22 protein-coding genes and 1 pseudogene are annotated in these 25,786 nt (G+C 58.3%); 15 read left to right on the forward strand and 8 right to left on the reverse strand.

Annotated elements, in window-relative coordinates:
• From WB402_RS06610 to map, 7 genes and pseudogenes are all read right to left on the reverse strand, one after another.
• A pseudogene (locus WB402_RS06610) lies at nt 1–186 on the reverse strand (hypothetical protein); the annotation flags it as partial.
• 112 nt (nt 187–298) lie between these two features.
• Nucleotides 299–871 carry a potassium-transporting ATPase subunit KdpC gene (kdpC, locus tag WB402_RS06615; RefSeq protein ID WP_424206157.1) on the reverse strand — a complete coding sequence of 191 codons (573 nt, stop codon included), beginning with the start codon at nt 869–871 and terminating at the stop codon, nt 299–301.
• A 10-nt stretch (nt 872–881) separates the two neighbouring features.
• Complete coding sequence (gene kdpB, locus WB402_RS06620; RefSeq protein ID WP_424206194.1) at nt 882–2,948, reverse strand: potassium-transporting ATPase subunit KdpB; 2,067 nt, start codon at nt 2,946–2,948, stop codon at nt 882–884.
• 134 nt (nt 2,949–3,082) lie between these two features.
• Nucleotides 3,083–4,891 (reverse strand): potassium-transporting ATPase subunit KdpA, encoded by a 1,809-nt coding sequence (gene kdpA, locus WB402_RS06625; protein ID WP_424206159.1) that lies wholly within the window; start codon nt 4,889–4,891, stop codon nt 3,083–3,085.
• Nucleotides 4,891–4,980 (reverse strand): K(+)-transporting ATPase subunit F, encoded by a 90-nt coding sequence (gene kdpF / locus WB402_RS06630; protein ID WP_372521512.1) that lies wholly within the window; start codon nt 4,978–4,980, stop codon nt 4,891–4,893. Before kdpF ends, kdpA begins: the two co-directional genes overlap by 1 nt.
• 294 nt (nt 4,981–5,274) lie before the next feature.
• Nucleotides 5,275–7,965, reverse strand: coding sequence for a [protein-PII] uridylyltransferase (locus WB402_RS06635; protein ID WP_424206162.1), 2,691 nt, complete (start codon nt 7,963–7,965; stop codon nt 5,275–5,277).
• A gap of 37 nt (nt 7,966–8,002) precedes the next feature.
• Nucleotides 8,003–8,770 (reverse strand): type I methionyl aminopeptidase, encoded by a 768-nt coding sequence (gene map / locus WB402_RS06640; protein ID WP_424206196.1) that lies wholly within the window; start codon nt 8,768–8,770, stop codon nt 8,003–8,005.
• Nucleotides 8,771–9,025: 255 nt separating this feature from the next.
• Here map and rpsB point away from each other — a divergent pair, with 255 nt between their 5' ends.
• The 15 genes from rpsB to rnhB all read left to right on the forward strand — a co-directional run bounded on the left by rpsB (nt 9,026) and on the right by rnhB (nt 23,856).
• Nucleotides 9,026–9,958 (forward strand): 30S ribosomal protein S2, encoded by a 933-nt coding sequence (gene rpsB, locus WB402_RS06645; protein WP_424206164.1) that lies wholly within the window; start codon nt 9,026–9,028, stop codon nt 9,956–9,958.
• An 82-nt stretch (nt 9,959–10,040) separates the two neighbouring features.
• Nucleotides 10,041–10,928, forward strand: coding sequence for a translation elongation factor Ts (gene tsf / locus WB402_RS06650; RefSeq protein WP_424206166.1), 888 nt, complete (start codon nt 10,041–10,043; stop codon nt 10,926–10,928).
• 282 nt (nt 10,929–11,210) lie between these two features.
• On the forward strand, nt 11,211–11,966 hold the full coding sequence (gene pyrH, locus WB402_RS06655) for a UMP kinase (protein ID WP_424206168.1): 756 nt from the start codon (nt 11,211–11,213) through the stop codon (nt 11,964–11,966).
• A gap of 21 nt (nt 11,967–11,987) precedes the next feature.
• Nucleotides 11,988–12,554, forward strand: a complete 567-nt coding sequence (gene frr / locus WB402_RS06660; protein ID WP_424206170.1) for a ribosome recycling factor — start codon at nt 11,988–11,990, stop codon at nt 12,552–12,554.
• Nucleotides 12,555–12,599: 45 nt separating this feature from the next.
• Nucleotides 12,600–13,376, forward strand: a complete 777-nt coding sequence (gene uppS / locus WB402_RS06665; protein ID WP_424206172.1) for a polyprenyl diphosphate synthase — start codon at nt 12,600–12,602, stop codon at nt 13,374–13,376.
• Nucleotides 13,345–14,199 (forward strand): phosphatidate cytidylyltransferase, encoded by an 855-nt coding sequence (locus WB402_RS06670; RefSeq protein WP_424206174.1) that lies wholly within the window; start codon nt 13,345–13,347, stop codon nt 14,197–14,199. Before uppS ends, WB402_RS06670 begins: the two co-directional genes overlap by 32 nt.
• 3 nt (nt 14,200–14,202) lie before the next feature.
• Entirely contained in the window at nt 14,203–15,453 is a 1,251-nt protein-coding gene (gene ispC / locus WB402_RS06675) for a 1-deoxy-D-xylulose-5-phosphate reductoisomerase (protein WP_424206176.1), read from the forward strand.
• Nucleotides 15,450–16,811, forward strand: coding sequence for an RIP metalloprotease RseP (gene rseP, locus WB402_RS06680; protein ID WP_424206178.1), 1,362 nt, complete (start codon nt 15,450–15,452; stop codon nt 16,809–16,811). Before ispC ends, rseP begins: the two co-directional genes overlap by 4 nt.
• 171 nt (nt 16,812–16,982) lie before the next feature.
• Complete coding sequence (gene bamA, locus WB402_RS06685) at nt 16,983–19,274, forward strand: outer membrane protein assembly factor BamA (RefSeq protein ID WP_424206180.1); 2,292 nt, start codon at nt 16,983–16,985, stop codon at nt 19,272–19,274.
• Between the two features lie 16 nt (nt 19,275–19,290).
• Nucleotides 19,291–19,803: an OmpH family outer membrane protein gene (locus WB402_RS06690; RefSeq protein ID WP_424206182.1), complete on the forward strand. Its 513-nt coding sequence runs from the start codon at nt 19,291–19,293 to the stop codon at nt 19,801–19,803.
• Between the two features lie 6 nt (nt 19,804–19,809).
• Nucleotides 19,810–20,847, forward strand: a complete 1,038-nt coding sequence (gene lpxD, locus WB402_RS06695) for a UDP-3-O-(3-hydroxymyristoyl)glucosamine N-acyltransferase (RefSeq protein ID WP_424206184.1) — start codon at nt 19,810–19,812, stop codon at nt 20,845–20,847.
• A gap of 5 nt (nt 20,848–20,852) precedes the next feature.
• Nucleotides 20,853–21,287: a 3-hydroxyacyl-ACP dehydratase FabZ gene (gene fabZ / locus WB402_RS06700; protein ID WP_424206198.1), complete on the forward strand. Its 435-nt coding sequence runs from the start codon at nt 20,853–20,855 to the stop codon at nt 21,285–21,287.
• Nucleotides 21,288–22,058, forward strand: coding sequence for an acyl-ACP--UDP-N-acetylglucosamine O-acyltransferase (lpxA, locus tag WB402_RS06705; RefSeq protein ID WP_424206186.1), 771 nt, complete (start codon nt 21,288–21,290; stop codon nt 22,056–22,058).
• A gap of 6 nt (nt 22,059–22,064) precedes the next feature.
• Complete coding sequence (lpxB, locus tag WB402_RS06710) at nt 22,065–23,237, forward strand: lipid-A-disaccharide synthase (protein ID WP_424206188.1); 1,173 nt, start codon at nt 22,065–22,067, stop codon at nt 23,235–23,237.
• Between the two features lie 16 nt (nt 23,238–23,253).
• A complete protein-coding gene (gene rnhB / locus WB402_RS06715) occupies nt 23,254–23,856 on the forward strand; it encodes a ribonuclease HII (RefSeq protein ID WP_424206190.1) in 603 nt (200 codons plus the stop codon).
• A gap of 120 nt (nt 23,857–23,976) precedes the next feature.
• On the opposite strand, the gene WB402_RS06720 is transcribed toward rnhB, so the two are convergent.
• The gene (locus WB402_RS06720; RefSeq protein ID WP_424206192.1) at nt 23,977–25,305 is read right to left on the reverse strand and encodes a peptidylprolyl isomerase; all 1,329 of its coding nucleotides are present in this window, start codon (nt 25,303–25,305) and stop codon (nt 23,977–23,979) included.
• Nucleotides 25,306–25,786: the final 481 nt, after the last annotated feature.

Consider the following 25,786-nt stretch of genomic DNA (forward strand, 5'->3'; position numbering starts at 1 on the left):
ATAGGCCTGATACAGCGGCACGTCGGTGTCGAAGTTGGTGTAGCTCGTGTCGATATAGCCGCTGACCGCAATATCCGAGGCCTTGAGCACTTCGCCCAGGGTCGGGACCTTTTCGGCCGCCATCGCGGCGCAGCTCACTGCCGTGGCCACGCTGGCTACGAGAAGCTTTGTAGTGAAACGATTCATGAAAGACTCCCAAAAGTTATTGGTCGGCCGAATGTGTCCGTGCGGCCGAATCACAGGTTACGCCCTATCATTTTTTCTACGAATTCCGACTATATGAAGGCGAACGAGGTATTCAAAGAAGCTGATCGAGCGCCAAATTGAGCTCAAGAACATTCACCCGCGGTTCCCCCAGAACCCAGAACTGACGACCTTGCACGTGTTGCGCAATCAAGTTCTGCACGCGCTTGATATCGAGATTACGTACCCGTGCAACCCGCTGGGCCTGGAAATACGCCGCCGCCGGGCTGACGTCCGGATCGAGACCGCTGGCGGAGGCCGTAACGAGATCGGCCGGCACTGGCGCGGTATTGCCGGGATCGGCGTCGCGCAGGGCCTTGATGCGCGCGGCCACGGCATCGGTCAGCGCCGGGTTGGTCGGTCCCTGGTTGGAACCGCTGGAGGTGCCCGCGTTATAAGGATACGGCCCGATCGCCGACGGCCGGCTCCAGAAATATTTCGGGTTGCTGAACGGCTGGCCGATCAAGGCGGAACCGATGGGTTTACCGTCCTTCACGATCAAACTGCCGTTAGCGGGTTTCGAGAGGAATGCCTGTGCCACGGCGGTCACCACGACCGGATAAATCAAACCGGTGATGACCGTCATGTACACGAGCATGGTAAAACCGGATTTAAGATGGTTCCACATGTCAGTTCTCCTAAGTAAGCCCAAGCCCGACCAGAATCATGTCGATCAGTTTGATGCCGATGAAGGGTGCGATAATACCGCCGAGGCCGTAGATCACCAGGTTGTCGCGTAACAGTCGGGCGGCGCCGACCGGCCGGTAGCGCACGCCTTTGAGCGCGAGCGGGATCAGCGCGACGATGATCAAGGCGTTGAAAATCACCGCCGACAGAATCGCGCTTTCCGGTGTCGCCAGATGCATGATGTTGAGTGCGTTGAGCGGCGGATACGTCGTGGCGAACGCGGCGGGAATGATGGCAAAGTATTTCGACACGTCATTGGTGATCGAGAAGGTGGTCAGCGCGCCGCGCGTCATGAGCAGCTGCTTGCCGGTTTCCACAATCTCGATCAACTTCGTGGGATTGGAGTCGAGGTCGACCATGTTCCCGGCCTCCTTGGCGGCCTGGGTGCCGGTGTTCATCGCCACCGCCACGTCCGACTGCGCCAGCGCCGGAGCGTCGTTGGTGCCGTCGCCGGTCATCGCCACGAGCCGGCCTTGCGTCTGGTGTTCGCGGATCAGCTTGAGCTTCGCCTCCGGCGTCGCCTCGGCCAGGAAATCATCCACGCCCGCCTCGGCGGCGATGGCCGCGGCGGTGAGCTTGTTGTCGCCGGTGATCATCACCGTCTTGATGCCCATGCGGCGCAGTTGCGCGAAGCGCTCCTTGATGCCGCCCTTGACGATGTCCTTGAGCTCGATGACGCCGAGCACCTTGGTATCCTTTGCGACCACGAGCGGCGTGCTGCCGCGGCGCGCGACTTCGTCAACCAGGCTGCCGGTCTCGGCAGGGTAACGCCCGCCCTTGGATTCCACCCAGGCGCGGATCGCGTCGGCCGCACCCTTGCGGATCTCGCTCCCCTCCAGATCGACGCCGCTCATGCGGGTCTTGGCGCTGAAGTGAATGAAAGTGGCACCAAGCGCATGCACGTCCCGTTCGCGCAAGCCGAACTTCTGTTTGGCGAGCACGACGATGCTGCGCCCTTCAGGTGTCTCGTCGGCGAGCGAAGAAAGTTGCGCGGCGTCACCCAGCTCGGATTCGTTGACGCCACGCGCCGGCAGGAAGGTGGTCGCCTGACGGTTGCCGAGCGTAATCGTGCCGGTCTTGTCGAGCAGCAAGGTGTCGACGTCGCCGGCTGCTTCCACCGCGCGTCCCGAGGTCGCGATTACGTTCGCGCGCAGCATGCGTCCGATGCCGGCGAGGCCGATCGCCGAGAGCAGGCCGCCGATCGTGGTCGGAATCAGGCACACCAGCAGCGCGACCAGCACGGTGATGGTGACCGGCGTCCCGACCTTGGCGACCTCGACGCTGTAGAGTGAGAACGGCAGCAGGGTGGCCGTGGTCTTCAGGAAAATCAGCGTAAAGCCGACCAGCAAGATGAGGAGCGCGATCTCGTTCGGCGTTTTCTGGCGCCGCGCGCTCTCGACCATCGCGATCATGCGGTCGAGAAAGGTCTCGCCCGGATCGACGGTCACCCGTACTACCAGCCAGTCGGACAGCACTTGGGTACCGCCGGTGACCGAGGAGAAATCGCCACCCGCCTCGCGGATCACCGGCGCGGACTCGCCCGTGATTGCGGCCTCATTGACCGAGGCGACGCCTTCGATGACCTCGCCGTCCGCGGGGATGATGTCGCCGGACTCGACCAGGAAGACGTCGCCCTTGCGCAGCTGCGCGGAGCTGACCTGGGTAAACGCGGCGCCGTGCTTCGGCTTGGCGAGTTTCTTGGCGACGACGTCGCGCTTGACGGCGCGCAACGCCGCGGCCTGGGCTTTGCTGCGGCCTTCCGCAATGGCCTCGGCGAAATTGGCGAACAGCACGGTGAACCACAGCCAGAACGTGATGGCCAGGATGAAACCGGCTGGCGCCTCGCCCTGGCCGCCCAGCGCCTGCACCCACAGGATGGTCGTGAGGATGCTGCCGAGGTACACGACAAACATTACCGGATTCCTCCACTGGTGCTGGGGCAGCAGCTTGACGCAAGCGTCGACCAAGGCCTGCCGGAAGATATCCCCGGTGACCAGGGACCGGCGCAGTGCCGGCATCGTTTTAACTTGTGTAGTCATCTCTTTCCACCTCATGAAGTTCTGTGTAGCCCGGATGGAACAAAGCGGAATCCGGGTTGTCGTTTCCCGGATTACGGCGCTTCGCGCCTTCATCCAGGCTACAAAACAAAGTGTTAATGCGCGCCGATCATGGTCAGGTGCTCGACGATCGGACCGAGCGCCAGCACTGGGAAGAAGGCGAGCGCGCCCACGATCACCACGGTGCCGATCAACAATATGACGAACAGCGGCGAGTGGGTCGGTAGCGTTCCGGCACTTACCGGAATCTTTTTCTTGGCCGCGAGCGCCCCGGCGATGGCCAGCACCGGCACCGCCAGCCAGTAGCGGCCGAGCAGCATGGCCAGCCCGAGCGCGGTGTTATAGAAAGGCGTGTTCGCCGAAAGCCCCGCGAACGCGCTGCCGTTGTTGTTACCGGCCGACGAAAACGCATAGAGGATTTCAGAGAAGCCGTGCATGGACGGATTGGCGACACCGGCCTTACCGGCATCGACCATGACCGCTATCGCCGTGCCCACGAGGATCACGAGCGGCACGAGCAACAGCGCCACTGCCGCCATCTTCATCTCGAATGACTGGATCTTCTTGCCGAGGTACTCCGGCGTGCGGCCGATCATCAGTCCCGCCACGAACACCGCGACGATGGCGAAGATCAGCATGCCGTAGAGTCCGGAACCCACGCCGCCGAAAATCACCTCACCCAACTGCATCATCCACATCGGCACCAGCCCGCCGAGTGGCGTAAAGGAGTCGTGCATGGAATTGACCGAGCCGTTCGAGGCCGCGGTGGTGGCGGTGGCCCAGAGCGCGGAATTCACGATGCCGAAGCGAGTTTCCTTGCCTTCCATGTTGCCGCCGGCTTGTGTGGCGCTGGCCGTCTGATCGACACCCTGTTTGGCGAGTAGCGGATTACCCGATTGCTCGGAACCCACGGCGAGTGTCAGCATCGCTACGAACACGACGACCATCGCGGCGAGCACTGCCCAGCCCTGGCGCGTGTCGCCGACCATGCGGCCGAAGGTGTAGGTCAGCGCCGCGGGAATCAGGAGAATGGCCAGGAGTTCGAGGAAATTCGAAAGCGGTGTCGGATTTTCCAGCGGGTGCGACGAGTTCACGTTGAAGAAACCGCCGCCGTTGGTGCCGAGCTGTTTGATGGCGATTTGCGAAGCCGCCGGGCCGACGGCGATGACCTGTTCCTTCTGCGTGACTTTTTCCGTGACCGGGTTGCCCTTGTCGTCCTTGACCGGCTGGCCCGCGGCGTCGAGCTTCGGCGTGTCGTATTCCACCGATTCCACGAGCGGCACCGTCTTGTAGGCCGAGAAGGTCTGCACCACGCCCTGGCCGGCGAGCACCAGCGCCAGTATGAGCGACAGCGGCAAAAGGATGTATAAGGTGCTGCGCGTGAGATCGACCCAGAAATTGCCGATGGTCTCGGCGGTCTGGCGCGCGAACCCGCGGATCAGCGCGACGAGTACCGCCATGCCGGTCGCCGCGGAGACGAAGTTCTGTACCGTGAGCCCCGCCATCTGCGTGATATAACTCATGGTGGTCTCGCCACCGTAACCCTGCCAGTTGGTGTTGGTGGCGAAACTTACCGCCGTGTTGAAGGAAGAATCCGGGGTGACCGCGGCAAGACCTTGCGGGTTGAGCGGCAGATAGGCTTGCAACCGTTGCAATGCATAGACAGCCAGCGCGCCAAGCAGGTTGAACACGAGCATGGCCAGCGCGTACTGCGTCCAGCGCATCTCCTGCGTTGGTTTCACGCCGCACAGCCGATACAGCAGGTTTTCAAACGGTGCGCCGAAGCGATTCAGAAACGCCACGCGGCCTTCGTACACGTTGGCCATGTAGGCGCCGAGGGGTTTCACCAACAGCAGCAACACGCCCAGATAGAGCGCGAGCTGTAAATAGCCGTTACCGGTCATTAGAATTTCTCCGGGAAGAATAACGCGACGACTAAATAGACGAAGACGGCGACCGCCAGGATCAGGCTCAGCAGGTAGGTCCAGGTCATGCGCCCCTCCTCAACAGCCGTTCGAAGGCGTAAACCAGCCCGATGGTGAGCACGAAGAAACCGACGACGATCGCCATGTAGATGAAATCCATAACACGAACCTCCGCTCAGGAAAGACCACGGCGCGAACTATAGGGAGAGTCGGATGGAAATCCCGTGGAGATTCAGTGCGGGGATGTTAAAAAACTATAAAAATGCGTTTACGCGCGGGGATTCGTCCGGCTCGCGGGTCCTGATCCACGGCCGGAACGACGATATATAAAGAATCCCTGATTTTGTTCCCGGTGGACCGGGTCAGAACTCGACGGATTGTGTGCCGGTCTTCGAGGGCGTGGGTTCGAGACGCCGGACAATTTCCGACTCCAGACATTTGGCTTGTTCGGGATCTAGCGGTTGGTGACGATCGCGGCTGTTGACGAAGAAAATGTCCTCGGCGCGCTCGCCGTAGGTGGCCACCTTGGCCGCCATCAAATTCACGCGGCACTGCTTGAGCGCCAACGCCACCTGATACAGCAGCCCCGCGCGGTCTTGGGCGGTGACCTCCATGATCGTGAGCTGCCCCTTGGGCGAGGGACTGAAGCTGACACGCGTCTCGATGGGAAAGTGTTTCAGTTGACGCGGCAAATGGGCGGACTGCGGATCACGCCCCGGTTGCGGTTTCAGTAGTTGCTCGCGCATCGCCTTCTGCAATTGCGCGAGCGCGCGTGGATCGCTCACCGGTTTATCGGAGTGGTCCAGCACCACGAAGGTATCCAGTGCGAAGCCGTTGTGCAGCGTGTGAATGCGCGCATCCATGATGGACAGATTGAGACGGTCAAATCCCGCGGTCATGACGACGAACAGGTCGTCGCGATCCGGTGTGTAGATCAGGAACTCGCTGCCACCGAGATCGGGGGTGTACCGCGTGGCCACGATCGGCAAATCGGTGGCATGAGCCCCGGCAATCACCTGCGCGTGCCATGCCAGGCTCTCGGCGTCGTAAGGCAGGAAATATTCCCCGTCCAGGTCCTGCCAGAAACGGTTGACCTGCGCCTCGGAAAGTCCGGCCGGGCCCAGCTTCTCCAGCGCCGACCGGCGCAAATCGGTGATGTGCTCCTGCAGATCGATCGGCTGGGCGATGCCGCGGCGCAGCAGCCGCGTGGTGGCGCTGTAGAGCTGCGACAGCAGCCTACCTTTCCAGGCGTTCCACACGGTGGGGCTGGTGCCGCGCATGTCCGCCACTGTGAGCAGATACAGGTTGTCGAGATGTTCCTGGTCGCCAACGAGCTGCGCAAAATGCATCACCACGTCGGGGTCTGAGATGTCCTCACGCTGTGCGGTGCTCGACATCACGAGGTGATGGCGCACCAGCCAGCAGATGAAGCGGGTGTCGTACTCGCTCAGATTGTGCAGACGGCAGAATGCCTCGGCCTCGGCTTCGCCCAGCTGTGAATGGTCTCCGCCGCGTCCCTTGGCAATGTCATGGAACAGACCGCCGAGATACAAGCGCTCGGGCTTGACCAGCTTCTGGATGATCTCACTGGCGAGCGGAAACTCACCGCGGAATTCCGTCACGGTGAAACGGCGCAGATTGCGCACGACCATGAGCGAATGCGCATCGACTGTGTAGACGTGGAACAGGTCATGCTGCATCTGTCCGACGACGCGCCCGAAGGCCGGGAGATACGCGCCAAGCACGCCGTAGGCATTCATGCGCCGCAGTTCGTGGGTGATTCCGCGCGGCTGGCGCATGATTTCCATGAACAGGCTGCGGCAGGCGAGGTCCTGGCGAAACGAATTATCGATGCGGTGAAGGTTGGCGCGAATCAGCCGAATTGTTCCGGCGCGCACGCCTTTGAGTTCCGGGTGTTGCTGCAAGATCAGGAATATTTCCAGCATGGCGTAAGGCGCGCGCTCGAACACCCGCGGGTGCGTGACCTCGGCGAATCCGTAATGCGACCGGAAGCGGCGGTTGATCGGCTTGGTTTTCGTGCGGCCGCGCGCCAGGATGGCTTCGTCGAAGTGCTGCAGCAGGATCTCACTCAGCAGCGAGAGCTCCTTGATCGTGCGGTAATAGCGTTTCATGAACTGCTCGACGGCGAGAAAGCCGGGCCGGTCGGTATAGCCTAAATCCCTGGCCAGTGCCCGCTGGTGGTCGAACAACAACCGGTCCTCGCGCCGCCCGGCGAGGTAATGCAGACCCGCGCGCACGTGCCACAGGAAATTGCGCTCGCGAATGAGCGTATGGTATTCCTCCTCGCTCAGAAAGCCGTGCCCCACCAGGTCGTGCAGCGAGGAAGTATCGAATTGCCGCTGCGTGACCCACGAGATCATCTGGATGTCGCGCAGTCCACCCGGGCCTTCTTTGACGTTCGGCTCCAGGTTGTAGGCAGTGTCGTCGAAACGATGATGTCTTGCGATTTGTTCCTGCCGCTTGGCCGCGAAAAATTTACGGCTGGGCCAGATTTTCGAAGCATGTGTCTTGCGTCGCATCTTCTCGAAGAGTTCCTCGTCGCCGTCGAGCAATCTCGACTCCATGAGGTTCGTGACCACCGTGAGATCGTTCTTGGATTCCCGGACGCAGTCCTTGAGGGTGCGCACGCTGTGTCCGACCTCGAGCCCCATGTCCCAGAAAAATCGCACCAGCGCCTCGATGAAGGAACGTGTTTTGGCGGAATCGTTCTTGTCGAGAAGTATCATGACGTCGATGTCGGACGCGGGATGCAGCTCGCCGCGTCCGTAACCGCCCACGGCCACCAGGGCGACCGGAATCCCGGCCGGCAGCAGGGACAGGTGCCTACGCCAGGCGCGCGTCATGAGCTGGTCGATCAACCAGGCGTGGGCGTTAACGAGCGTGTCGGCTTCACTTTTGTCGTAGAACGATTGCCGGAGGATTTCGCGCGCCGCTTGCAGCGCAGCACGAAATAGTGGCAGAGGATTCTTGGCGCTGGCCAGTGTTTGGTCGAATTCCCGGCCGTTGAACAGACTGTCCTTGGCGATGGACACGGTGGAGATCAGTGCCTCGCGGACGGTTCGGAAAAGTTCATGGGTTGTCGCCGGGCACGAGCGTGAGAACGTCGTGACCCTTGTCCGTCACCAGCACGGTGTGTTCCCATTGCGCGGAGAGCGAATGATCGCGCGTGACCACCGTCCAGTTGTCGGGAAGCAGTTTCACTTCTCTCTTGCCGGCGTTGATCATCGGCTCAATGGTGAAGGTCATGCCGGGCGCAAGCGTCATCCCGGTTCCCGGCTGACCGTAGTGCAGCACCTGCGGGTCTTCGTGGAATTCGAGTCCGATGCCGTGACCGCAGTATTCGCGCACGACCGAAAAACCGTGCGCCTCGGCGTGTTGCTGGATGGCGTGGCCGATGTCTCCCAGCCGTGTACCCGGCCGGACCATGGCTATGCCCTTGAGCATGCATTCGTGCGTGATCTGCACCAGCCGTTTCGCCTGTATGGACGGTTCGCCGATATAAAACATTTTGCTGGTGTCGCCGTGATAGCCGTCCTTGATGACGGTGATGTCGATGTTGACGATGTCGCCTTTTTTGAGCTTCTTGTCGCCCGGAATGCCATGGCATACCTGATGGTTCACTGAAGTGCAGATGGAGCGGGGGAAGCCCTTGTAGTTGAGCGGTGCCGGAACGGCCTGCTGCACGTTGACGATGTAGTCGTGGCAGATCCGGTCGAGTTCGCCGGTGGTGATGCCCGGTTGGACGTGCGGCCGGATCATGCGCAACACCTCGGCAGCGAGCCGGCCGGCGATACGCATTTTTTCGACTTCCTCGGGGGTTTTGATGGTGACGGGCATGGCTGGGATGATGGCTTCGGCTGTATTGTCCGGGAATAGAGTCATTTTAAAAAGCCCTTTTACACATGTTTTTTCGTCCAAACCCATGAAAACATTGTCGTTATCGCTGCGCTATGGTATAAAGCCGCCCGCAGTTATGTAGTTCAACCTAAACCCACACGCGGCACCGGCACATGCATCCGGGTGTCCGGCCACTTTAAACCGTGGCTGGATTGATACATGGGGTCCGCGGCGGAAAAACCCGAAGGAGAAATCATGAGCAATATATCCATGCGCCAGATGTTGGAGGCCGGCGTGCATTTCGGCCACCAGACGCGGTACTGGCACCCCAAGATGCGCCCCTATATTTTCGGTGAGCGCAACCGTATCCACATCATCAACCTGGAAAAAACCCTGCCGCTGTTCAACGAGGCAATGGGTTATCTGACCAAGCTCATCGCTAACGGTGGCACGGTCCTGTTCGTCGGCACCAAGCGCCAGGCGACGGATATCGTCAGCGAGGCCGCCTTGCGTTGCGGCAGTCCGTACGTGAATCACCGCTGGTTGGGTGGAATGCTGACCAATTACCGCACGGTCAAAAAATCGATCGAGCGGCTGAAGATGCTTGAGTCGGTTCTGGCGGACGATACGAGCAGCAAGAAACTTTCCAAGAAGGAATTGCTGACACTCGACCGCGAGCGCGTCAAGCTTGAGAAAAGCCTCGGTGGCATCAAGGAAATGTCCGGCCTGCCAGACGCGATTTTTGTCATCGACGTCGGCCACGAATATATCGCGGTATCCGAAGCCAACAAGCTGAACATTCCGGTCGTCGGCGTGGTGGATTCCAATTGCAAGCCCGACGGCGTGGACTACGTCATTCCTGGCAACGACGACGCCATCCGCGCGATCCAGCTCTACGCGTATGCGGCGGCGGACGCCATCCTCGCCGGACAGGAACAGCGTCAAGCGACGATCGTTTCGGGCGATGACGAGTTCATCGAGGTCAAGGAAGAGCCCGCGAAAATCAAGGTGACCGCCAAGAAGAAACCGATGGCGGCGCACGATGAAGCGACCGCCGAGCCCGAAGCGGCTGTTGTAATCGCGGATGCCGTGAAGCCGGCCGAAAAGCCCAAGCGCGCGCCTCGCGCCAAGCCGAAGAGTGGTGAGCGAGGGAAGAAAGAGGCGTCCGATCAGGACGGCGGCGAATAGAAGCAGGAATATCAAGGGGGCATCGCCCCCTTGATTTTATGGTGGCGGTAAAACCGCCGTGCAGCTGAATGAGGATGACGTGATGAGTATTTCCGCACAACAAGTGAAAGAACTGCGCGAGCGTACCGGGCTTGGCATGATGGAATGCAAGGCGGCGTTGGCCGAAACCCATGGCGATATGGAAGCCGCCACCGATTTGCTGCGCAAGCGTGCCGGCGCCAAGGTGGAAAAGAAATCCGGTCGCATCGCGGCCGAGGGTGCGATCGGTATTTTCATAACACCGGACCGCAAGACGGCCGCCATGGTCGAGGTCAACTGTGAGACCGATTTTGTCGCCAAGGGCGATGATTTCGCGGCGTTCGCCACTTCGGCTGCCGCCCGCGTGGCCGGCAAGTCGCCGGTCAATGTCGATGCGCTGTACCAGTTGCCGTTCACGGACGGTGCCGCGCAGACCGTCGGTCAAGCGCGCGAAGGTCTGGTGATGAAACTTGGCGAGAACATCAACATCCGTCGCTTCGAGCGCATGACCGCGACCAAAGGCCATCTCGGCAGCTATATCCACGGCCGCAAAATCGGCGTGCTGGTGGAAGTGGAAGGCGGTGATGAAAGCCTCGCCAAGGATATCGCCATGCACATCGCGGCGAGCCGCCCCGAGTGCGTCTCCAAAGATCAGGTGCCGGCCGCGGCGATCGCCAAGGAAAAGGAAATCTTTGCCGAACAGGCGAAGACCAGCGGCAAGCCGCCCGAGATCATTGAAAAGATGGTCATGGGCCGGGTGAACAAGTATCTCAACGAGATCTCCTTGCTGGGACAGCCTTTCGTGAAGGACCCGGACACAACCGTCGAAAAGCTGCTCAAGTCGAAAGGCGCCAGCGTCATCCGTTTCAGCCGCTACGAAGTCGGCGAAGGGATGGAGAAGAAAACGGGTGATTTCGCCGCCGAAGTGATGGCGACAGTAAAGAACCTCTGACAGGGTGAAAACACGGATGCGTTGCTGGCGAAAAACGAGCGGATGCAAGGCGCGCGGCGCCGCCAATAGCCACGGCGCTCTTGGCAAGCCGCGCAACGCCGCAGACGCCGTTTTTCGCCGCAACCCTCCGGGACGGGGCGATTCCGGCGCATCGCAGCGTCGAAGCTTCGGGTCCGTAGCGCAGTGGCTACTGTCCTCTCGCTGCTCCTTGCGCTGCATCCGGAATCGCCGTCGTCGCATGCGCGTTTTCACCCTGTCAGAGGTTCCATGGGAGGCTGAGTCTTGAAGAGCGCATCCGGGGTTCCTGCCTACCGCCGCGTGTTGCTCAAGCTTTCCGGCGAGGCGCTGATGGGTGCCGATGCCTATGGCATCAACCGTGAGGTGCTCGCGCGCATCGCCGCCGAGGTCAAGTCGGTGGCCGACATCGGCGTGCAACTCGCCATCGTGATTGGAGGCGGCAACATCTTTCGCGGCATCGCGCCGTCCGCCCAGGGCATGGACCGTGCCTCCGCCGATTACATGGGCATGCTCGCCACCATAATGAACTCGCTCGCGCTGCAGGATGCCCTGGAGAAACAGGGTGTGTCGGTGCGCGTGCAATCGGCGCTGCGCGTCGATCAAGTCGTTGAGCCCTACGTGCGTCGGCGCGCGATCCGGCATCTTGAGCAGGGGCGCGTCGTTATCTTCGCCGCGGGCACCGGCAATCCGTTTTTCACCACCGATACCGCGGCGACCTTGCGCGGCGCCGAAATCGGCGCAAACGTGGTGCTCAAGGCGACGAAAGTCGATGGCGTCTATGACCGTGATCCGGTGAAGCATGCCGACGCCAAGCGTTATGAGACGATCAGTTACGACGAGGTGCTGGACAAGCGGCTGGGCGTGATGGATGCCGCGTCCATCGTGATGTGTCGCGACCAGAATCTGACGGTACGCGTGTTCAGCATACACAAGCCCGGGAACCTGATGCGGGTCTGCCTGGGGGAAAATGTCGGCACACTCGTGAGCAGTGCGGCAGGGATGCCGCGTTTACGAACCTGATGACGGAAAAGGAGGCTAGCCATGTCGGAGTCGGTGGACAAAATCAAGAAAGACGCGGAAACACGGATGGCGAAGTCGGTGGACACGCTCAAGAACGATCTGGGCAAGATCCGCACCGGCCGCGCCCACCCGGGGCTGCTCGAAACCGTGCGCATCGATTACTACGGTAACAAGGCGCCGCTCAACCAGGTTGCCAACGTATCGGCGTCGGATGCGCGCACCCTCACGGTGACGCCCTTCGACAAGAGCCAGGCGGCAGCCATCGAAAAGGCGATCCGCGAATCCGATCTGGGGCTCAATCCGGTGTCGGCCGGCGGCGTGATCCGCGTGCCATTGCCGTCGCTTACCGAGGAACGGCGCAAGGAGCTTTCCAAGCACGTGCGCGCCGAAGGCGAGAACGCCAAGGTGGCGATCCGCAACGTCCGCCGTGACGCCAACCAGCACCTGAAGGATGCGCTGAAAAAGAAGCTGATCACCGAGGACGACGACAAGCGTTCGGAAGAAGCGGTGCAAAAATTCACCGACCGTTTTATCACCGAAGTAGACAAGCTCGTCGCCACCAAGGAAAAGGATGTCATGCAGGTGTAATGACAGTGAACCGCGTGTTATTTAACATCGAATTGCATTAATTTAATGGATAAATCCAAAATCACCGACACGGCGGCAATCCTGGCAGGACAGTCCGCCGTTCCGCAGCACGTGGCCGTTATCATGGATGGCAATGGCCGTTGGGCCAAAGGCCGCGGACTGCCGCGCGTTGCCGGTCATCGTAAGGGCGTCGAGCGCGTGCGTGACATGGTATCCGCCTGTGCCGAGAAGGGCGTGAAGTTTCTCACTCTGTTCGCCTTCAGTAGCGAGAACTGGCGCCGTCCGGTGCAGGAAGTCCAGCTGCTCAAGGAATTATTTCTGAGTGCGCTCGACCACGAAATCCGGAAACTGCACAAGAACAATGTTCGTTTCCGCGTCATTGGCGACACCGAACGCTTCGGCGAGAAGATCACCACGCGCATCCGTCAGTCCGAAACGCTGACACAGAAGAACACGGCGCTGACACTGACGATCGCCGCCAATTATGGCGGGCGCTGGGACATCGCGCAGGCCTGCGCTGAACTCGCCCGCCGCGCCGTCCGCGGCGAGATTGACCCGGACACTATCACGGAAAAAAGTCTCGAGCCTTTTCTCAGCCTTGCCGGCGTTCCCGAGCCGGACCTGTTCATCCGCACCGGCGGCGAGCAGCGTATCAGCAACTTTTTGCTGTGGCAGCTGGCCTACACCGAGATGTATTTCACCCCCGTGCTTTGGCCGGATTTCGATCGCGCGCAATTCGAGCAGGCGCTTGTCTCCTATGCCGGACGCCAGCGCCGTTTCGGTCTGACAGGTGAGCAGATCGAAACCGCGCGCCATGCTTAAACAGCGGGTCCTCACCGCGCTCATTCTGATCCCGGTGCTGGTGGCGGCGCTGTTTTATTTTCCGCTTGGCTGGATCGTCGTTCTGTTTGGATTGTTCATAGTCACCGCCGCCTGGGAGTGGACAGCGCTGTCTGGCATTCGGGGGGCTTTCTCCAGAACGACATATGTTTTCTGTCTCCTGATCCTCGGTGGCGCCGCGATATACAGTGTTATGCGGCAACCTTCCCCGATCGCCTCTTTTCTCGCCGCCGCTGGACTGTGGTGGTTATGGGCATTGGCGGAACTCATCAGCCGTAAGGACGTCAACAAGGGAATGTTCGCGACGACGGCAGGCAAGGTTGTTGGCGGTTTTCTGGTTCTGATTCCTCCCTGGGTCGCGTCGGTATACCTGCTGGCGGTGGACAGTGAGCGCCCGCGTTTGCTGCTGTTTTTGCTTGTGCTCGTGTGGGTGGCTGACACCGCCGCCTATTTTTCCGGCTCGGTCCTTGGCCGAACAAAACTTGCGCCGCACGTGAGCCCCGGCAAGACGGTGGAAGGCGTCATGGGCGGGGTGGCGGCTGTCGTGCTGCTGGCCTGGCTTTGTGGGACAATGATCTGGAAATTCGAGCCAGGATTGCTTGTGCAATGGATCGGACTTGCCATTGTCACGGTGCTGTTTTCAGTGGTGGGCGACCTCACCGAGAGCAAGCTCAAACGCATCGCTGGAGTAAAAGACAGCGGCAGCATATTTCCCGGGCACGGCGGTGTGCTTGATCGTATCGACGCCTTGACGGCCGCCGCGCCGATATTTCTTCTTGGCGTGATCACTCTGTTGAAGTTTTGATGCATGATCAGCGACACTATAAAATCCCTTGATGAACGGTCGGACCGCGGCATACGCGGTGTGACGATTCTGGGGTCCACCGGCTCCATCGGCGTCAACACGCTCGATGTGCTTACGCGACATCCCGGGCGTTTCCGTGTCCTGGCGCTGACGGCTAACACGCAGGTAGAACGTCTTTTCGATCAGTGCCGGCAGTATCTACCGCAAAAGGCCGTCATGCTCGATGCGAATGCCGCCACCCGCCTCAAGGATAAAATCCAGCGGGCAGGGATCGAAGTGGAGGTATTGTCGGGGACGGAAGGACTGAATACCGTGGCCACGTATCCGCGTGCGCACATCGTGGTGGCGGCGATTGTCGGTGCCGCCGGATTGTTGCCGACACTGGCGGCGGTACGAGCGGGAAAACGGGTATTGCTGGCGAACAAGGAACCGCTGGTGATGTCTGGCCGCATCTTTGTCGAAGAGGCGCATGCCAGTGGCGCGGAGCTGCTGCCGGTGGACAGCGAGCACAACGCCATTTTCCAGTCCATGCCGGCCGGATACCGCACCGGAGATGTGCCCGCAGGCGTGCGACGCATTTTTCTAACCTGTTCCGGCGGACCTTTTCGTGCCACGTCGGCGGAAGCGCTGGTTTCCGTCTCGCCGGAACAGGCATGCGCGCATCCGAACTGGGTCATGGGACGCAAGATTTCCGTGGATTCGGCCACGCTGATGAACAAGGGCCTGGAGCTGATCGAGGCGTGCTGGCTTTTCGGTATGACACCCGATCAGGTCGAAATCGTGATTCATCCGCAAAGCGTGATTCATTCGCTGGTCGAGTACGTGGATGGCTCGGTACTGGCGCAACTCGGCAATCCGGACATGCGCACACCGATTGCGCATGCACTGGCCTGGCCGGAGCGCATCGAATCCGGTGTAAAAAGCCTCAACCTCTTCGAGCTGGCGCGTCTGGACTTCGAGTCTCCCGACCTCAAGCGTTTCCCATGCCTGCAACTCGCCTATGATGCTGCGCGCGCCGGCGGAACCATGCCGGTGATTCTGAATGCGGCCAACGAAGTGGCGGTGCAGGCGTTTCTCGACCGGCGTATCGGATTTACCGATATTCCGCGTGTGATCGAACACACGCTTACACTCCTGCCGGCGAGCCAGGACACACAACTGGGCACGGTGCTCTCGGACGACGTGCGCGCCCGCGAGACTGCCAGCCGTTTCATTTCCAGCCGGGAATCGCGTATGGGACAGGGAGTAACATGACGGATATCCTTTATTACGTCGGCGCGTTCGTGGTGGCGCTGGGCGTTCTGATCGCGGTGCATGAGTTCGGCCATTTCTGGGTTGCCCGGCGTCTGAGCGTGAAGGTGCTGCGTTTTTCCATCGGTTTCGGAAAACCATTGTGGTCCCGACGCGTGGGCGAGGACCGCATGGAGCTTGCTATCGGCGCATTTCCGCTTGGCGGCTACGTGAAGATGCTGGATGAAACCGAGGGCGAGGTTCCACCACAGGAACTGCATCGCGCGTTCAATCGCCAAAAGACGTGGAAGCGCATGGCGATCGTGGTGGCCGGTCCGCTATTCAATTTTCTGTTCGCCATCCTGGCTTATTGGGCGGTGTACATGGTCGGGGTGGATGGCATCAAGCCGGTCGTCGGCAAGGTGACGGAAAGCTCGATCGCCCAGCAAGCCGGATTCCGCGCCGGGGACGAGATACTGAGTATTGACGGCAAGGAAGTGCAGAGCTGGGATCAGCGGCGATTATATCTGTTTCAACGCGCCCTCGACCGTGCGCGCGTGAATATTGAAGTGCGCGACGCGCAGGGAAAGGTTGAATCGCGGCAGCTGGATTTATCGAACCTGCCGGTAGAGGAAGTCAACGCATCGCTGCTGGAGCGTGGCATCGGATTGATCGGTTTTTTTCCCGAACCGTTGCCGGTGATTGGCGCCATGGAACCGGGTCCGGCTGAGCGTGCCGGGATGAAAATCGGTGATCGTCTGGTGGAGGCCAACGGCGAGCCGGTGCCGTCGTGGGAACGACTGGTAGAGGTGATCAGCAAGAGCCCCGGTAAACCGGTCCATATCACGGCAGAAAGGGAAGGCGCGCGACACGATTTTGAAGTCACGCCGGACGCCGTGGAGCAGGGCGGGCAGACAATCGGGCGTATCAACATTAGACCCCGGTTTACGGACATCCCTGATTCGATGCGTGTCAAGGTGCGATTCGGTGTCGTTGAGGCGCTGACCGAAGGCGTTCGTAATACTTGGTCGATGTCGGTGCTTACGCTCGAGATGTTGTACCGGATGCTGAAGCTCGAGGTTTCGGCGCGCAATATCAGCGGGCCCATCACGATTGCCCAATATGCCGGCTACTCCGCCAAGGTGGGATTCGAGCAGTATGTGCTGTTTCTGGCCGTCATCAGCATCAGTCTCGGGGTGTTGAATCTTTTGCCTATCCCGGTACTCGATGGCGGTCACCTGATGTATTACATTATCGAAACCATCAAAGGCAGCCCACTTTCCGAGCGGACCATGATGTTGGGGCAGCAGGTCGGAGTGGCCTTGCTGGGAGGCCTCATGATGCTGGCCTTTTATAATGATTTGACCCGAATTTTCCAATGAGCTTTACCGCGCTGGGGAACCTCTGAATAAGCTCCAAAAAAGAACGTCCCTTCCTCCTTCATGGGGAAAGGGCAGGATGGGAGTGAACAGCATCACCCTCACCTTAACCCTCCCCCTTCAAGGGGGAGGGGGACTGAATCAGACGCTCCCTAGACTGGAAAAGAACAACGAATGAAGAAACTTTTTGTGGCACTCCTCTTGTGCGCTCTGCACGCGTCTGTTGCTTTGGCCATGGAGCCCTTTGTGATTAAGGACATCCGTGTGGATGGCGTGCAGCGTATTTCGGCGGGTACTGTCTTCAACTATCTGCCGGTCAAGGTCGGCGATACGCTGACCGAGCAGCGATCCCAGGAAGCGGTGCGCGCCCTCTTCAAGACGGGATTTTTCCGCGACGTGCGTCTCGAACGCGACAAAAATGTGCTGATCGTAGAAGTCATTGAACGGCCGTCGATAGCCGGCATCAAGATAGCCGGCACCAAAGAGATGTCCGAAGAGGATCTCAAGAAAGGTCTGAAGGAAATCGGGCTGGCCGAAGGCCGGGTTTTCAACAAATCGCTCCTCGACCGCGTCGAACAGGAATTGCGGCAGCAGTATTTCGCGCGCGGTTATTACGCCGTCACCATTCGTCCCACGGTGACGCCGCTGGAGCGTAATCGCGTGGACATCAACATCGAAGTGGCGGAAGGCAAAGTGGCGCGCATTCGTGAAATGAACCTCGTCGGCAATCATCTCTTTTCAGATAAAAAACTGCTGAAACTATTCACCCTGGGCCCAAAGCCATGGTACGCCTTTTTCTCGAGCCGCGACAAATATTCCAAACAGCAACTTGCCGGCGACCTGGAAAGTTTGCGCAACTTCTACCAGGATCAGGGTTTCCTGGAGTTCACTATCGACTCCACGCAGGTATCTATCTCGCCGGACAAGGAGAGGATTTACATTACGGTCAATATCACCGAGGGTAAGAAATATACCGTCACCGGCTTCAAGCTTGCCGGGACCTTCGTGGTGCCTGAAAAAGATTTGAGCGATCTGATCAGCGTAAAGGCCGGCGGTGTCTTCTCGCGCAAGGAGGTCACCGAATCAACGAAGAAGATGTCCGACCGTCTCGCCAACGATGGCTATGCCTTCGCTAACGTCAACGCGATCCCCGATGTGGACAAGGAAAAATCCCAGGTGTCCTTCACCTTTTTTGTCGACCCGGGACGACGCGTCTACGTACGAAGGATCAATTTTGCGGGAAACGTGACCACGCGCGATGAAGTATTGCGTCGTGAGATGCGCCAGATGGAAGGCGGGTGGTACAACGCCGAGAAAATCCAGCGTTCACGCGTGCGTCTGCAGCGTCTTGGTTTCTTTGACGACGTCAACGTCGAGACGCCGGCGGTACCGGGCGTGGCCGATCAGGTGGACGTCAACGTCAACGTCAAGGAACGGGCCACCGGCAATATGATGCTGGGTGTCGGTTATTCGGACACCGATGGCTTGTTGTTCAACGCCAGTGTTACGCAAAGCAACCTGTTCGGCACCGGCAAAGAACTCGGTGCCAGCTTCGACAACTCACGATCCGTGACCAATTTCAATGTCCGTTATGTCAATCCGTACTACACCCAGGACGGAATCAGCCGCGGCTTTAACATCTTTTCCACCAGCGTCGATGCCGCCGCCGCGAATACGGCAGCATATAACGCCGAGAGCCAGGGCGTGGGTGTATTTTTCGGTTTTCCCTTGAGCGAGGACAACAAGATTGATGTCGGCTTTGACGTTGAGAAAATCAATCTGATTACCAACTCAACCAGCGCCCAGGTCGCCCAGGATTTTGTTGCCGCGAATGGTTCCTCGAACATCGTCCCGAAAATGACGCTCGGCTGGTCGCATGACACACTCGACAGCCTGCTGTTGCCAACCTCGGGAACTTTGCAACGCTTTGCAGCTGAAATAGCGATTCCTGGCGGTGATATCGAATACTACAAGCTTACCTACACGCTCGGGCGGTATTGGCCGCTCAGCGAGACCTATACCTTTAAGGCTAGGACGGAGCTGGGTTACGGCAATGGTTATGGCGGTACGGATACATTACCTTTTTACAAGAACTTCTTCGCCGGCGGCAGCGGCACGGTCCGGGGTTACTCCTCACGTTCATTGGGGCCCAAGGATACCTTGCCGCCACACGATCCTATCGGCGGCGATCGCCGCGTGCTGCTCAACATGGAATTGCTGTTCCCTCTGCCCGGAATGCCCCGCGACAACAAATCCATGCGTATGAGCCTTTTTACCGATGGCGGCATGGTCTACGGTCCGGGTGAACAGATGGATCTGGGGCAGTTGCGTTATTCCTCCGGTTTGGCGTTTAATTGGTATTCGCCGGTCGGACCGCTCAGTTTCAGCTATGCGATCCCCCTGAATGACAAGCCGGGCGACCGTACCGAGTCATTCCAGTTCACCTTGGGTGTGCCGTTGCGATAAGTATCAGGAGGCATTTTTGGGAAGCAGAACTTTCGTAATCAAGACTTTAGTGATAGCCCTCGGCTTTGTTGTCATGGCGGGGTTCACGAACGCCGCCGATTTCAAGATCGGTTATGTCAATGCCGTCAAGGTCATTGAAGAGGCGCCGCAAGGCGAAGCCGCTCTTAAGAAACTGGAAGCCGAATTTGCACCACGCGACAAACAGATCGTGGAGATGCAGAACCGGCTCAAGCAGCTGGAGCAGGACTTGGAAAAGAATGCGCTGGTGCTCAAGGAAAACGAGCATCGCTCCAAGGAATTCGAGATCGTTACGCTCAAGCGCGATTTGCGACGGGCGACCCAGGAATTCCGGGAAGATTACAACTTGCGACGCAATGAGGAATTGGCGGCACTTCAGAAGATCGTGCAGAAGACGATTGCTGAAATCGCCAAGCAGGAAAATTACGATTTGATACTCGAAAGCGCGGTTTACGCCGGGCCAAAGGTGGATGTTACCGACAAGATCCTCAAGAAGCTGGGGAAGAAATAGGTTCAGATGACCGTTACCCTTGCAGAATTGGCGCGGCGCTTTCAGGCGAAGGTGCAGGGCGATGAGGGTGTGATTATCGAGGGCGTTGCCAGCCTGCAGACGGCCGGTCCCCGCGATATCGCCTACGTCAGCGATCGGAAATACCTCCCTCAGCTTGTCGACACTAAAGCCGGAGCCGTCATTCTGGCGGAAGCTGACATAACACGCTACGCAGGATCCGCACTGATAGTCGCCAATCCCCATCTCTGTTTCGCGCAGGTGGCAGACTTACTGCATCCAACGCCAGGATTCACCCCGGGCGTTCATCCGACGGCCGTCGTCAGCCCAGCGGCGAAGGTGGCGGTGACGGCGTGGATAGGGCCGCACTCCGTGGTCGAGGCCGGCGCCATGATCGGAGAGGGTGCGTATATTGGTCCTGGCTGCCATATCGGTGCCAAGGCTTCGATTGGCGAAAAAACGAGATTGATGGCGCACGTGGTTATCGGCGAACGCTGCGTAATAGGTAATAAATGCCTGTTCAAACCAGGTGCGGTAATAGGTAGCGAAGGCTTTGGTTTCGCCAAGGATGGAGAACGATGGCAAAAGGTTCCTCAGATAGGGCGCGTGCTTATCGGCAACGAGGTTGAAGTCGGCGCCAATACGACGATTGATCGCGGCTCGCTCGGCGATACCGTCATCGGCGATGGTGTTAAGCTGGATAACCTGATCCAGATTGCGCACAATGTGCGTATCGGCGAGAACACCGCGATGGCAGCCTGTTCGGGAATCGCGGGCAGCGCGGTCGTCGGCAAGCGCTGCACTATCGGCGGCCAGGCGGGCATCAACGGCCATATCGAGCTTGCTGATGATGTGCACATCACGGCCTGTTCTCTCGTGACAAGTTCCATCACGAAGCCCGGAGTATATTCATCCAGCATCAAGGCCGAGCCGGCGGAAAAATGGCGACGTAACGCCGCCAGGCTGTACCATCTGGATGAGGTAGTGCGGCGATTGGCCAAACTGGAAGAAAGACTGCAACAGCATTCCGAGGAGCAAAAAAATTGAACCCGCTGGATATCAATGAAGTTCGCAAATATCTGCCGCATCGCTATCCGTTTTTGTTGATCGATCGCGTGCTCGACTACACCAAGGACCAGTCGCTGACGGCGATCAAGAACGTAACCATCAACGAACCCTTTTTTCCAGGACATTTCCCGTATAACCCCGTGATGCCGGGCGTATTGATCGTGGAGGCGATGGCGCAGGCTTGCGCCATACTCTCGCTGAAAAGCCTGGACAAGGTTCCCAACGAAGCTTCGATTTATTATTTTGTCGGCATCGACAATGCGCGCTTCAAGCGGCCGGTGTTGCCGGGAGATCAGATCATCTTCAAGGTGGAAATCACACGCAGAATGAAAGGCATCTGGCGGTTTGCGGGCAATGCCTACGTGGACGAGGAACTGGCGGCAACCGCAGAATTGATGTGTGCGTATAAGGGAATTTGAGTGATTCATCCACAGGCTATCGTTGATCCCGCTGCGAGAATCGGGAGCCATGTTGATATCGGGGCCTTCAGCATCATCGGTCCAGAGGTAGAGATCGGTGAAGCGACGTGGATTGGGCCGCACGTCGTCATCCACGGCCAGACCCGTATCGGAACAAACAACAAGATATACCAGTTCTGTTCGATCGGCGAAGCGCCACAGCATCAGGGCTATAAGGGCGAGCCTACTCGTCTGGAAATCGGCGACCGCAATATCATCCGGGAATACTGCACCTTCAATCGCGGCACGGCGGGCGGTGGCGGCGTCACGCGACTGGGCGATGACAATTTCATCATGGCCTATTGTCACGTGGCGCATGACTGCCATGTCGGCAATCGCACCATCTTTGCCAATGGCACCAGCCTGGCGGGACACGTGACGGTGCAAGATCAGGTCATATTCGGCGGATTCAGCATGATCCATCAGTTCTGCCGCGTTGGCGCGCACGTCATGACCGGAATCAGTACCGTCACGTTCAAGGATATCCCGCCGTATCTGCTGGTCGCGGGCAACACCGCCGTACCTCACGGACTCAATCTTCGTGGGCTCAAACGCCGGAACTTCTCCGGCGAGTCAATCAATTCCCTGCGGCAGGCCTATAAGCTCCTGTACAAATCCGGTTTGCGTCTCAATGAGGCCATTGAACAGATCGCGCCGATTGCCAAAGCAAATGCGGAAGTCGGACACTTTCTCGATTTTATCAAGAAATCAGAGCGCGGAATTATCCGTTAAGCCGCGGTGAAGAAGAGTCCCGCGATCAAGATTGGTATCGTCGCCGGCGAGGCATCGGGAGACCTGCTGGGCGCAGGACTGATGAGTGAACTCCGGAAAAGACTGTCCGCGGTTTCCTTTGAAGGCATTGGCGGGCCATTAATGCAGGCGCAGGGTTGCCGCAGCCTGTTTCCCATGGAGCAGCTTTCCATCATCGGCCTTGAGGCCGTCGGCAAATATCCGGAAATCAACAGCCTGCGGAACACGCTGGCCGATCATTTTCTGAAAAACCCGCCGGATCTTTTTATTGGCGTTGATGTTCCGGACTTCAACCTCGTGCTGGAGGAGAAGCTCAAGTCTGCTGGCATTCTCACGATGCATTATGTAAGTCCCACAGTCTGGGCCTGGCGCGGTTACCGCATACACCGGATCAAACGTGCCGTGGATCATATGCTGACTCTTTTCCCGTTCGAGGCCAGTTTTTATCGACGGCATCACGTACCAGTTACCTTTGTGGGCCATCCGCTGGCCGATCAGATCGAGGAAAAATATGATGTCGGTGCTCTCCGCCGGCAGCTTCATTTGCCGTCAAACGGCAAGTTAGTGGCCCTATTGCCCGGAAGTCGTTTCAGCGAGCTCAGGCGCCACGCCGATCTGTTTGTGAAGACCGCCCAGTGGCTGCACAGGCGGCATCCGGACATGCATTTTGTCGTCCCGTTCGTGAGTGCCAAGACGCGTGAAGTTTTCGAGCATGCCCTGTACCGTCACGGCGCCTGGTTCCTGCCTCTGACCATCGTGACGCATCATTCGCGCGAAGCCATGGCGGCATCGGACATTGTGCTGCTCGCTTCCGGGACCGCCACGCTCGAGGCTGCCTTGCTCAAGAAGCCGATGGTCGTTACTTACAAAGTGTCCTGGCTTTCCTACTTGTTGATCACGCCGTTTTTGCATGTGGACCTGTACGCGCTGCCGAACATTCTGGCGGGACGGGCGTTGGTCCCGGAGTTCATACAGAGCAAGGCTGTGCCCGAGACTCTGGGAAAAGCTGTCGAGCTGTATATTTCGCAGCCTGATAAAGCCAAATCCGTGCGGAAAGCATTGGCCGAAATCCACCATACTCTGCGCCGCAAGGCGAACAGGGGAGCGGCTGACGCCGTGATTAATTTGTTGAAATCACGGAAACGTTCGAAAACCATCTGACACGCCGCTCACTCAAATGGAATCAGCACCTGTCGTACACAAGCTAATTGCCGGCGTGGATGAGGTGGGCCGGGGACCGCTCGCGGGGCCGGTGATCGCCGCCGCCGTGATTCTCGACGAGACAAAACCTATCAAAGGCCTGGCTGATTCCAAGGTGTTGAGCGCCACCCGGCGCGAAGAACTTGCCTACCTTATACGAGAACGTGCGCTTTGCTGGTCGCTGGGCAGGGCGGAAGTGGAGGAAATCGACCAGCTCAATATTTTGCGGGCCAGTTTGCTCGCCATGCAACGTGCCGTCGCGGCGCTTTCATTGCCACCCGAGCTTGTATTAGTGGACGGGAATCAAGTGCCCGATCTTCAATGTGCAGTTCAAGCTATCGTAAGAGGGGACGCAACTGTTCCGGCTATTTCCGCGGCTTCCATCCTGGCCAAGGTGACCCGTGACGCTGAAATGATTCAGATGGATGTGCTATTTCCGGAATATGGATTTTCGAAGCACAAGGGCTATCCCACTGAACATCATCTCAGGGCCCTTGAGAAGTGTGGAGTAAGTTCGATTCACCGCAGAAGTTTTGGCCCGGTCCGCAAATTGCTGAATCAGTTCGATCGGCTCGGATGACAAACACTTAAGGCAGTGGATTAATCTCTGATTTCGCGATCCCAAATCAAGATAAATCGCCGAGTTGATGCCGGTGACTAGTTCAATTCCTGTTCTTTGGTCTTTCGCACCTTCAGCGGATTATCGGCGGGTATGTCTCCGCACGAGTGCCACAAAGGCGAGAAACAGGGAGACAAGCACCCAGTCACCGTTGCCGGCCGATTGAGATGGCCTGGCAGCAATCGAGCAGCCATACGAGTTTGACGAGCTTGATGAGCTAGTTGTGATGTCAGTCTCCAGTACCGGAGCTCCGGTGTGGGTGATGCTGTTATTCACGGTGAGATCGTCATCGCCGCGTTGGCCGTCAACGAAATGCAATAAGATCTTGTTGCCTACGATTTCTGCGCCCGTCGTGCCATCGAATGTGAAGTCATACCAATGCGGAGTGGCATTATCGGGCGTGGGTCCGTAGGCATAGTAGCGGTTCACGCTCGCGTTGATGCCGTGGTACAACGTGACGACGCGTCCGGCCGGACCCATGGCCCCGCTCATCGTGAATCTGGATATCTCATCGTTGAATTGGACGGTTTTGCCGAATGGTGGGGTGAAAGTCGCCAGCCACGATGTGGATGTGGCCGTGTCAACAGTTCTATTAGAATTGGGATTTAGCAATGTCATGTCGACATCGGCGGCATATGCCGACGTCGTGCCGTAGGACGTTTTTGTTGCCGTGACATTGGGAATGCTGGTCACCATCACGAGATTGCTTGGGTCGAGACCCGTGGCCGAGTTGTAGTTGATGACGGGAAGTGTGTTAAACGCCGAGATGGGAAGATTGCATAATGGTATTGAACAGGTGACTGATGCATTAGATGCATCCAATCTAGGCAAGATGGAAATGGCATCCACGATATTCATACCGGGATTGAGCACCTGACCAAAAACGGTGAATCCACCGTTCTGGTAATCAAGGTTCGCCGAGTTATCGGCCAGATTGATAAACCAGTCGCTGGTCGCGCTGTCCGGATTGCCAGGCAGTTTGGCCATGGCGATCGTTCCGCGAAGATTCGATCGCGACGGGGAGAATTCGTTCTGTACCGGCGGGTCTGTCGGGATATGGAAGAAGTAGCGATAGAGCCCGAATGGGGAGGGTATATCTTGATAAGCATATCCACCGCCTTGTATGACAAATCCGGGAGCACTACGGTAAATGATTCCGTTGGTGCTGTAGTCACCGCGGCCGGCGTAGCGCAGGAAATTGGCGACGGTTATCGGGGCCTGATCGTCGTATAGTTCAATGTCTATCGTGCCGAGGGTGGTTATCATGCGCACAGTCGTTGCTGCGGCAAGCTGAGGCAAGAAAAGCATGCCAGCTAGAACGGCACCGGCCGCGAATCGCAAGAACGCTTGACCGCGGTGATAGTAGCGACAGTAGGAAACAATTCGGGAAATTGCCCGCACGATGGTCATACATTTTTCCCTCTCCATGATGGTATCTATGGAGCTTTGTAGTAGTTGGGGCATTTTCTCATAGCCCACTTGCCGGTTCCAACCGAACAAGCAACTGGCTGTTTTTTGCCCCCGGCTAGCTCAACACGCTTCAACAGATTCTGTCAGTGACCGTCTTCAAGAAAATGCCATAATAACAAGCCCTTATCAAGTACACTCATGCTTCACACAACCCCCTCAACCCTAAACAGTTGAATTTGTTTTGAGCATAACCGGACAGATGTGACGTAAAATCCTTGAGACATTATGACCAAGATGAAGTAGACTTATATATGTCCACGGGACGTATGATGGCTGCGCAGCGAAGGTATTCGCCCTATGTCACCAACAGGCAATATATCAGTGCGGTCAGGTTATTATGAGAATCAACAACTCATCTCGCTGGCGATCGAGCAGTTTGCTCTCCGTTTCAAGTTAGTATATATAAATATACCTGCAGATC

Origin of the sequence: Sulfuricaulis sp. (assembly GCF_049587675.1) — a bacterium.
Lineage (GTDB): Bacteria > Pseudomonadota > Gammaproteobacteria > Acidiferrobacterales > Sulfurifustaceae > Sulfuricaulis.

Bases quoted from the DNA above. Each gene is read 5' to 3' on its own strand.
- kdpB (WP_424206194.1), bottom strand. From the start codon at position 2,948: ATGCCGGCACTGCGCCGGTCCCTGGTCACCGGGGATATCTTCCGGCAG.
- map (WP_424206196.1), bottom strand. From the start codon at position 8,770: ATGCCCGTCACCATCAAAACCCCCGAGGAAGTCGAAAAAATGCGTATC.
- tsf (WP_424206166.1), top strand. From the start codon at position 10,041: ATGAGTATTTCCGCACAACAAGTGAAAGAACTGCGCGAGCGTACCGGG.
- uppS (WP_424206172.1), top strand. From the start codon at position 12,600: ATGGATAAATCCAAAATCACCGACACGGCGGCAATCCTGGCAGGACAG.
- kdpF (WP_372521512.1), bottom strand. From the start codon at position 4,980: ATGACCTGGACCTACCTGCTGAGCCTGATCCTGGCGGTCGCCGTCTTC.
- rpsB (WP_424206164.1), top strand. From the start codon at position 9,026: ATGAGCAATATATCCATGCGCCAGATGTTGGAGGCCGGCGTGCATTTC.
- ispC (WP_424206176.1), top strand. From the start codon at position 14,203: ATGATCAGCGACACTATAAAATCCCTTGATGAACGGTCGGACCGCGGC.
- WB402_RS06720 (WP_424206192.1), bottom strand. From the start codon at position 25,305: ATGACCATCGTGCGGGCAATTTCCCGAATTGTTTCCTACTGTCGCTAC.
- kdpC (WP_424206157.1), bottom strand. From the start codon at position 871: ATGTGGAACCATCTTAAATCCGGTTTTACCATGCTCGTGTACATGACG.
- lpxD (WP_424206184.1), top strand. From the start codon at position 19,810: ATGACCGTTACCCTTGCAGAATTGGCGCGGCGCTTTCAGGCGAAGGTG.
- rseP (WP_424206178.1), top strand. From the start codon at position 15,450: ATGACGGATATCCTTTATTACGTCGGCGCGTTCGTGGTGGCGCTGGGC.
- rnhB (WP_424206190.1), top strand. From the start codon at position 23,254: ATGGAATCAGCACCTGTCGTACACAAGCTAATTGCCGGCGTGGATGAG.
- bamA (WP_424206180.1), top strand. From the start codon at position 16,983: ATGAAGAAACTTTTTGTGGCACTCCTCTTGTGCGCTCTGCACGCGTCT.
- kdpA (WP_424206159.1), bottom strand. From the start codon at position 4,891: ATGACCGGTAACGGCTATTTACAGCTCGCGCTCTATCTGGGCGTGTTG.
- frr (WP_424206170.1), top strand. From the start codon at position 11,988: ATGTCGGAGTCGGTGGACAAAATCAAGAAAGACGCGGAAACACGGATG.